This window comes from Calothrix sp. CBUCES-K 9914 (genome assembly GCF_059640475.1).
Map to the genome: position 1 here is coordinate 1 of NZ_JBXXZH010000335.1, position 8,573 is coordinate 8,573.

At 40.2% G+C, this 8,573-nt stretch carries 9 protein-coding genes and 1 pseudogene; 3 read left to right on the top strand and 7 right to left on the bottom strand.

Features of this window, described 5'->3' with window-relative positions:
* Positions 1-311: 311 nt before the first annotated feature.
* The 5 genes from AC2JBO_RS40210 to AC2JBO_RS40230 all read right to left on the bottom strand — a co-directional run bounded on the left by AC2JBO_RS40210 (position 312) and on the right by AC2JBO_RS40230 (position 4,390).
* A complete protein-coding gene (locus tag AC2JBO_RS40210; RefSeq protein ID WP_496959229.1) occupies positions 312-623 on the bottom strand; it encodes a hypothetical protein in 312 nt (103 codons plus the stop codon).
* A 155-nt stretch (positions 624-778) separates the two neighbouring features.
* Entirely contained in the window at positions 779-2,236 is a 1,458-nt protein-coding gene (locus AC2JBO_RS40215; RefSeq protein ID WP_496959230.1) for a DUF3370 domain-containing protein, read from the bottom strand.
* A gap of 184 nt (positions 2,237-2,420) precedes the next feature.
* A complete protein-coding gene (locus tag AC2JBO_RS40220) occupies positions 2,421-2,849 on the bottom strand; it encodes an NUDIX hydrolase (protein WP_496959231.1) in 429 nt (142 codons plus the stop codon).
* Between the two features lie 37 nt (positions 2,850-2,886).
* A complete protein-coding gene (locus AC2JBO_RS40225; protein WP_496959232.1) occupies positions 2,887-3,339 on the bottom strand; it encodes a DUF3531 family protein in 453 nt (150 codons plus the stop codon).
* A 112-nt stretch (positions 3,340-3,451) separates the two neighbouring features.
* Positions 3,452-4,390: a Sll0314/Alr1548 family TPR repeat-containing protein gene (locus tag AC2JBO_RS40230; protein ID WP_496959233.1), complete on the bottom strand. Its 939-nt coding sequence runs from the start codon at positions 4,388-4,390 to the stop codon at positions 3,452-3,454.
* A 324-nt stretch (positions 4,391-4,714) separates the two neighbouring features.
* Here AC2JBO_RS40230 and AC2JBO_RS40235 point away from each other — a divergent pair, with 324 nt between their 5' ends.
* Entirely contained in the window at positions 4,715-5,389 is a 675-nt protein-coding gene (locus tag AC2JBO_RS40235) for an ABC transporter ATP-binding protein (RefSeq protein ID WP_496959234.1), read from the top strand.
* A 102-nt stretch (positions 5,390-5,491) separates the two neighbouring features.
* On the opposite strand, the gene AC2JBO_RS40240 is transcribed toward AC2JBO_RS40235, so the two are convergent.
* Both AC2JBO_RS40240 and AC2JBO_RS40245 read right to left on the bottom strand, forming a co-directional pair.
* Complete coding sequence (locus AC2JBO_RS40240) at positions 5,492-5,851, bottom strand: DUF5615 family PIN-like protein (RefSeq protein WP_496959235.1); 360 nt, start codon at positions 5,849-5,851, stop codon at positions 5,492-5,494.
* Positions 5,848-6,180, bottom strand: coding sequence for a DUF433 domain-containing protein (locus AC2JBO_RS40245; protein ID WP_496959236.1), 333 nt, complete (start codon positions 6,178-6,180; stop codon positions 5,848-5,850). The genes AC2JBO_RS40240 and AC2JBO_RS40245 overlap by 4 nt, the downstream gene beginning before the upstream one ends.
* A gap of 156 nt (positions 6,181-6,336) precedes the next feature.
* Here AC2JBO_RS40245 and AC2JBO_RS40250 point away from each other — a divergent pair, with 156 nt between their 5' ends.
* Positions 6,337-7,068 carry a phycocyanobilin:ferredoxin oxidoreductase gene (locus AC2JBO_RS40250; protein WP_496959237.1) on the top strand — a complete coding sequence of 244 codons (732 nt, stop codon included), beginning with the start codon at positions 6,337-6,339 and terminating at the stop codon, positions 7,066-7,068.
* 847 nt (positions 7,069-7,915) lie between these two features.
* Positions 7,916-8,573: pseudogene (locus tag AC2JBO_RS40255) on the top strand (HlyD family secretion protein); the annotation flags it as partial.

The following is an 8,573-nucleotide window of genomic DNA, read 5'->3' on the forward strand; positions in this document are numbered from 1 at the left end:
CTCCTAACTTGCACATTCAAAAAATCCATATACAATAAGGGTTCCAAAAAATGTGCTAGTTTCATATTTTACTGGAGCGCTTGCGGCGCCAGTAATATTAATTGCAGAGTTTATAACTACGCTCATACCCGCCTAGGACTAGGCTAATAGCAAAAGTCCATTAAAATGGACTATGTATGTTAGTATTATTAAATACATATATACTCGTAATTAAGAATTAATACGTAGAGGTGCAAGATGTCAGCTAGTGGACAAGCTGATGTTGCGTTACCCAACGACGAAATAATTCTACAAAAATTAGGCGCCTTTTGTTAACTAACTGCATCGACATCTGTAGATGATTCGGCAATAACTTGCTTTAAAGAAATATTTTGACTGCGGTCTGATTTATTACTTTTAGGCTGTGTTGAAATTTCATTATCAATTTCTTCGAGTGATAAGACGGGTAAGTCGAATGCTTCTCTAAACCATTGCACAAGCTGCATTAGTTCTTGAACAGAGGCGCCTGCTACTGCTACTGGTGCTTTACTATAGTTAATAATTTTTTTATCTCTGTTATAAAAGACTTCTCGAATTGAGTAACGTCCTTGGTTGTCTCGGAAAACACGATATGTCCAACTCATAATTACTATCCTTCTTGTTTAAGAAAGAAAATTATATTGTTTGGCTTCTCTCTAATTTTTTCAATGCTAACAATTTCTGCTTGTTCGTCACTTTGAAGTAGCTGGTGCGTGATGCCAGATGAATTATATAGTACCTTGATGAATTGTTGTAGGCATCACACACCTGGAGATGTTTTTACGGTTAGGACGTGGGGTGGTGTGGAGTCTGGTGGATATATTAAGTCTACTTGGACTTGGCGCCTTGTGTTTGCTGGCATTGTTAGTTTAACTAATGGTTCTATTATTTGTCCGGTTCGGTGCCATAGGTGTACATAGCGAGTTAGTTGTTTTCCTTGGTCGTCGGTATATTTGACTCGGACTGTTCCTCGGAAATATGGAAAGTCTAAGGATGGTTTGCGGAAGCGTAGGTTACTTTGAGATAGTTTGTCTTCTTTTAATGGTGTTTCTAAGGTGATGCCTACTGTTTGTGTTTGAGTGGTGTTGTTGTGTAATGGCAGGTTTAGATTATATTCAATGCCGTAGTTGCCGTGTGCTTCGTATGCCGTATCTGGGTAACGCGCGAGCATTTTTGCTGTTTGGTTTTGTTCTGTTCCTAAGCGACCACCTCGCAATGTGACTAAACCGTAAGAGATGGTTTTTCCTTGTTGGGGTATTTTGAGGAGTGTGGAGTTTTTATCTACGAGTGTTGCTTGCCATTGTGAACCTTGTGATACTCCTGCTACACGTCCATATATTAGTTGTCCACCTACTGCGTCGGGAGGTGTTGGGGTTTTGTCGCGCGGTGCTGCGAAGTTTCCGGTATTTAATAAATTTTGCCATTCTGTAAGAGTTGGCGCCCGTTCGCTGCCATCTGTATTTTTCTTGGCAAACATTGCCATGCTGGCAGCATATATTTTACCGCTGCTTTTTAGGCGCATAAAGCTGGAACGACCGTTTACTGGTTTTTCTAGTCCACGCACTGGTATTGAGCCATTCATTAACATTCGATATGACTGTGGTGGGATTACTAGTTTTGCTGGAAAGTCTTTTTGACGTACTCCGCGTAATACATCTGCAACTGCTCTGGCGCCTGGACCGGAATAAGTTTTGCCGTCGTTGTTTTCAATATATGGAGGTAAAGTTACAAACGGCGCCTCTTGCATTAAATAACTTGCTGCTTGCTGTATATCTACGGTAACTGGTTTGTTTGTAGGGTTTTGAAGTATGACTCCGATATATAGGGTTTGTAAGTCTTTGGGTGTGTGCGTGTAGTGGTGGGCGAATAAATCAAAGCGTCCAAGAAATGGATAGTTAAGGTGTGGTGCTGGGGTTGTTTTACCAGTATTTGGGAATGTGGAGAGTAAGATTCCTTCTGTTTTTATCCATTCTGGACTGTTACTGTTGAAAACGGGTACTGTGTCAAGTTTGCCTGGTAACGCGCGTACTTCTCCTATTTGTAAAATTTCTTGTGGCGCGGGTTTGTTAGAAGTTTGAGCAATTACTGTATTTGTTGTAGCGCGCGCGCTTTGATTGGTTATGGATGTTTTTGCAAGACACCCAAAGCTAGAAACTAGTAAAGATAAGGTTATAAATAGTGGTTTAAATAGCTGTAGCTTAAGTAAGCGATTTGACATAAATAGTTATTATTAAGGAAGGCTTTGTATAAAAGATGACTTCTTAAACCTATAAGTTCCTTGAAGTTCAAATTTACTCTTCCTCTATGTAAATAGTAAATAGTAGGGTGGGCAATGCCCACCGTACAGGCGTACAGGCGATGTGCTACAATAATACATCTTAAAAACAATCTTAAAAACAGTCTTAAAAATAATCTAAAAATTGTTCAGGTACTAGTCTGAATTCTCCAGATTTACAGCGGTCTATATCTACCCAAACTGCTGTTTTTTTACGTTCGCCTTCGGTAAATTCTTGCCTTTCAAATTGATAGTATTTGGGGTCTACGAAGTCACATTCGTATAGCTGTATTATTTCATGTCCGGGTTTGCCGTTGAAGGTAAATATGTTTTCCAAACATCCCAGGTAGCGAATGTTTTTTAGTTCGGCTTGTATTTCTTCTTGAAATTCTCGTTTGAGTGCTTCTAAGCTGGTTTCTCCAAAGTCTACTCCTCCACCCATTGCTCTGTAGAATGTGCTTTGTTTTACTGGGTCGTAGCCTTCGGATAGTAATGTTTTGGCGCCGTTACGAATTAAGCCTAGGGCGATGAGACGGATTTCACCTTCTTTATACATTGTTTTTAGATGATACAAAAATATACAAAAATATCAGTTAGTTATCGTACATGAAAGAGGGACGGCTTTCGCTGTTTTCTACTGACCAATCTTCATTTTCTCCGCCGACGTACAGTTCTTCGATAATTACATATTCTTCACTTAGCTGGGTAAGAGCGTTGATCAAAATATCTAGTGCAATGGCATCACTAGTACCTAAATCAAACCAACATCGCCCCCATTCTCCTTCGTACTCAAATTCTCCCATGTTGTGCATGAGTGCTTTTAAGCTTTTATCGTAACCGTCCTGGTTATAGGTCATGTAGCTAAGTTCTAGACCTGTTTCCTGCACTTGAAGATTCTCTGCGTTGAAGGCGCCTAATTTACCTAGATAAAACCATGAACTAAAGACTTCTTCAACAAATTCTTTTTCGCGTTGTGATGGTACTGTACTAAATTTAAACCAAATCCAAATATCAAAAGCGTTGATTTCACGGAATTGTACAAGCATAGGAAGAGGGAAAGGAAAAGAGTAAGATAACCTATTCTAAAACTCTAAGTGCAATGAAGACACAAGGAAAGGGGAGAAACTAAAAAATATATAACCCCTTTCCGCGTGAAACCTATCTTCCGAGAGTTGCTACGCTACTATCTGCGTTACGTCGTTCGCGCTCCATCTGCTTAACTAAGCTAGAGGGTAGTTGAGATTTTCTGGCTAAGGCTTTGTCAAATAGACTTACAGCTTCACGCATCATCTGGGGGTTTTTGTCTTTGTTGGCTTTCGCTCGTAAAATCTGTGCCTTAAGATAGTTTACTTCTGGGTTATCTGGTGTACCTTTTAATGCTCTATCGGCATATTCAAGTCCTTTATCGTATTGCTTCAAGTCACGGTATGCAATGGCGATACCTCTATCTACAAGATACTGGGGCGCCGCATTTTTCTCTAGACGCTCGATGGCTTGGGATGGGTCGGCAAATGGTAAGTTGACGGCTAGCATTAAGTCCATGTAGCCTTTCAATAAATTTAACTCTGGATCTTGGGGGGATGCTGCTTCTGCTTTGTCCAGAAGTTCATATACTTTTCGCAGTCTACTTAAGGCACTGGGCGCCCCATTAACGGTTCCCTGACGACTGAGGATAACTGCTCCTCCCAGAAATTGCCCAACGGCTGAGTATAAGTTACCACGCAGTGGGTCACTCGAAATTAATTTTTCTGCGATTTCTGAGGTTTTCTGACTGTAGGTGTCAAGACTCGCAATATCGTTATTTGTGTATGCTAATGAAGCTTTCATCGCATACGCTAAGGGTTCGTTCGGTTCGCTCGCTATTGCCTTTTGCAAAAAGCTGTCAGCTTCTTTATAGTTTCCTTGAAGAAAAATTGCTTTGAATGCTGCTTCTGTATTGTCGCCAATTTTACGCGGTTGTGTTGTGCGGAACGGGTCGGCAGCGCGTGAGGCGCCGAGTGCGGTGGTAAGCGTGATAAATACTGCTAACCCTGCACTTGCAAGTTTTGTTAGATTAACAGTGTACATTGATTTTGGAGAACAAGACACTTTACCCATAACTTTCCTCAGTGATACTACTATTGTAGCTGTTGTATACGTTACTTATAATCGCAATAATCGCTCCCTGCTGCTCATACACAGGTTGCGTCGAGGTTCTTACGCAGTTCTGACTAACGTCTGTTTTCTAAGCTCCCATTACTTTGTAGCCATTATTTAATCGTAAGGAAAGCCACAATCAAGATGTAATTAGTCATTGGTATTAATAATAACCAATGCCGACAATTAAAATTTATCGTAATTGTGGGAATTTTTCGGAACTTTATCGTCCTTTGTAGTGTAGTTAATAAATAAATTGCTGACTTTTTCTGGTAATCTTAACAAATGCTCTATCTCAGAAACCTGACTTATCATCCCACGGCTTCCGCAAATCCGATTCTCAATTCTATTAACCTTGACTTAGAATCTCAAAAACTCGGTCTAATTATTGGGCCAAGTGGTTCTGGTAAAAGTACATTGCTTGAAATTTTATCAGGACTAGCCGAACCAACATCTGGCTCAATGTTTTGGCGCGAACAAGAACTTCTTCCTGAACAGATACAGCAATTAGCTGGATTGGTGTTTCAATTTCCAGAGCGTCACTTTTGCGGTGGAACAATTTTAGAGGAATTACGGTTAGGACATCCAGAGATAGGGAGAGAGCGAGTAACAGAAGCATTAAGCGAAGTCGGACTAGAGCATTTGTCTTTATCAACTCGACCACATGCTTTGAGTGGAGGTCAGCAAAGACGTTTAGCGTTGGCTGTACAGTTAATTCGCCAGCCACATATATTATTGTTAGACGAACCTACTGCTGGGTTGGATTGGTCTATGCGGCGCCAGTTAGTAAATTTACTCGCTAAGTTAAAACAGCATTGGACGTTATTAGTTGTGACACATGATGCTGGGGATATGCTCGAAATAGCAGATTTTTGCTGGAGCATTAGCCACGGTGAATTAAAATCTATCGACCCTATGGCACTTTCTATTAAAACCAAACAAGTGCTACCAGCAGCTTGATAGATGGGAGCATCCTAATTTTCCTTGCTACCAAGCTACAGATATAACGGTACACTATTATTAAAATCTTTTTAGCCTGCTCGTGTCGGGCTTAAATTTTCCTTACAACGGAATCCACTCCAGCTCACTTATCCATTCCTCTGCTTCCGTTGTTTCCCATACCAATAGCAACTCTTCTGCCAATTCTCCTATTGTTACTTTAGGGCGTACCCAAAATAATCCCCATATCTGACCACTCTCTGCCCAATGCGCTTCTAGGTGAGATGGCATACTGGTGCGGTTATCGGTTACCAGTAGCCTCTGTGATAATTCTAGATAACGTAAAACATCGGGGTCTAATGTACCAAAGCTTGGTGCGTCACTTTCACCTACACGTAGAATATCTATAGCAGGGTTAAGACGCAAAACTGCTACTTTTAAACGAGGCGATAAATTTTCATCGATTAAAAAACGTACTTTCACAAAGCGCTTACCTGCTGCTCATATTTTTTAGCTTTCGCTGCTCTTAAGCGTTGCGCTAAAGCTGAAGGATTAGCAAGTGATTGTTGGTAACGTTCCTCGCGCCATGTCGCCAAACGTAACAAGTAAGCATCGACTTGGGCGCGATTATGTAAATAGTAAGTAATCGTCGCGTGAATCTGTTCCAAACTCAGAGTAGGTATATTTGCTACAATTTCTTCTGCCGTATATCCTTCCAAATAATAATCAAGTACGTTGTCAATCCCAATACGGTGCCCTTTCAAACGAATGTCATTAGGCGCCAAAAAGTCAAAATAATCTTCTAGTTGCATCGTTTAGGTAGTATTCATTCTAATGCTATTTTACATTGTGCCTGACAAAGACGCGATACAGAGAGTCATTTTTACTTTACCTCTTACCGCTTCCCCAGTGGTGCGCCTGGGGCGGTAAACTGACAGATAGATAATATTCTTTAATTAAATTAAGATATGTCAAGGACTTCTATGCCCTCTGTGCGTGAGCAACAACACCCTCTTATTCGTCAATTGGCTGATTGTATCGAAGCTGTTTGGCGTTCTTCTCTCGATTTATCGCTGTATACTTTGCCTGCCGAGCTTGGATATGTTGAAGGTAAACTGGAGGGTGAGAAGTTGGTGATTGAAAATCGCTGCTACCAAACTCCTCAGTTTCGGAAAATCCATCTTGAATTAGCGCGCGTGGGTAACATGCTTGACATTTTGCATTGCGTGATGTTTCCCCGTCCTGAGTATAATCTACCAATGTTTGGTTGTGACTTGGTTGGTGGTAGAGGACAAATCAGTGCTGCTATTGTAGATTTGTCACCTATTAATTCGCGGATGCCAGAAGCTTATACGGATGCTTTGTCTGCTCTTGAACCCCCGAATTTCTCAAACCCGCGCGAGTTACCCCAATGGGGCGATATTTTTTCGGAGTTTTGCACTTTTGTGCGTCCTGCGACACCCTCTGAAGAGGAGATATTTGTTAACCGTGTTCGAGATTTTTTGGATATACATTGCCGTTTGGCTGTAAGCTCATCCCCTGTTCCACCGCAGCAGGCAACGGAAATTTTGGCTGGACAGCGTAATTACTGTACTAAGCAGCAGCAAAATGACAAAACCCGTCGAGTCCTTGAAAAAGCTTTTGGTTCTGCTTGGGCTGACCATTATATGACTACTGTTTTGTTTGATTTACCTAGTTAAGATACAAGATGGTGCGTGACGCTACTGGCTTTTTCGCTTCGTTGATTAATTGTTATAGCGTCACACACCCTACGTTTTGTTTGATTTGCTGAGATTTTGTTGCATTTGCAACGTTTTTGTTCGTAATTTTAAAAATAATATTAGTAATTAAAACAAAACGGTAAGAGATTTTACATTGGTGCCTATATTTATCCAAACTTTAAATAAAACAAATAAAATCAATCTAAATCTTGATAATCGATATATAATGGCAAACAATAGAAACTCTGTTTCTAACTTTTAATTGCTATCTGCCTCTGTGGTTGTCTTTGGTATAAAGATAAGACATCACTCTATGTAATGCAAATAAATATACTTTGCGCTCTAATAGTTTTTGCGCTTGTAAGGAGCGTGCGTAAGCTGTTGGATATTTAATTTACATCATATTAGTTACTATTTTTGTAGATTGTATTTTAAACAATTAGGTTAGTAATGAGCATATTCTCTATTGAGACATGATTAAAATTAAAAATAAATCTTTATTAAGGATATTTTGCTATGTTTTGTATTTATTTACAGCTAAGTATTAGATTTTAACTGGTAATAAGATAATGTGCTGATTGTTTTTGAATGTGGGACGCAAAGGACTTGCGTTCCACAAGAGGTTTTTTGTTTTACAGGAGGTTTTTTGTTTGATGTTTTATGGAAATTTGTGAGATTATGCAAGTTTGTAACTATTGCTTATATTAATCACTCAATAAATAGGTATTTTAAAAATAGGTATTCAAAAAATAGGTATTCAAAAAAGATAATTTGCCTCGAAACTTCACGCTTTTGATTACTAACTACTAATTATTAAACAACAATCATGTCAAGGTGGACAGAACAAGAGTCAGAGACTGAACGACCGAGAGAACGACGGGAATATACGTGGGGTCTTGCTGTAATTATTCCTTTATTACTTACAGCAGGGGTGTTAACTGTTGCAAGATGGCAGCAAATTCAAAGTCTTAGTAACCCCGCACCTGTCACTAGACCTGTTAGTAACAGCGTTAATGCTTTAGGACGACTGGAACCGCGCGGTGAGGTGATTAGAATTTCTGCTCCTAGCTCTGGAGTACAAACTTCAACTAGGGTTGATCAAATTTTGGTTAGGGAGGGAGAAAGAGTCAAAAAAGACCAAGTAATTGCTGTTTTGGATAATTTTAAGACGAACCAAGCTGCTCTTGAGGAGGCAAAGGCTAAATTACTTGAAACTCGTGCCAATTTAGGTGGTGTGAAATCAAGTTCACCGAAGGAAGTGCAGGCTCAAAATGCGATTATTGCTAGGTTGGAAGCGCAGTTGCGAGGAGAGCGTGATGCTCAACAAGCTACTGTTAACCGTTTACAAGCCCAGTTACAGGGAGAAAGTGTAGCCCAACAAGCGACGGTAGATAGAATTGCGGCTGAACTGCGTGGTCAAACTGATAGTTTGACTGCGACTGTCGCGCGTACCCAAGCTGAACAGCGTAATGCTCAAGTTGATT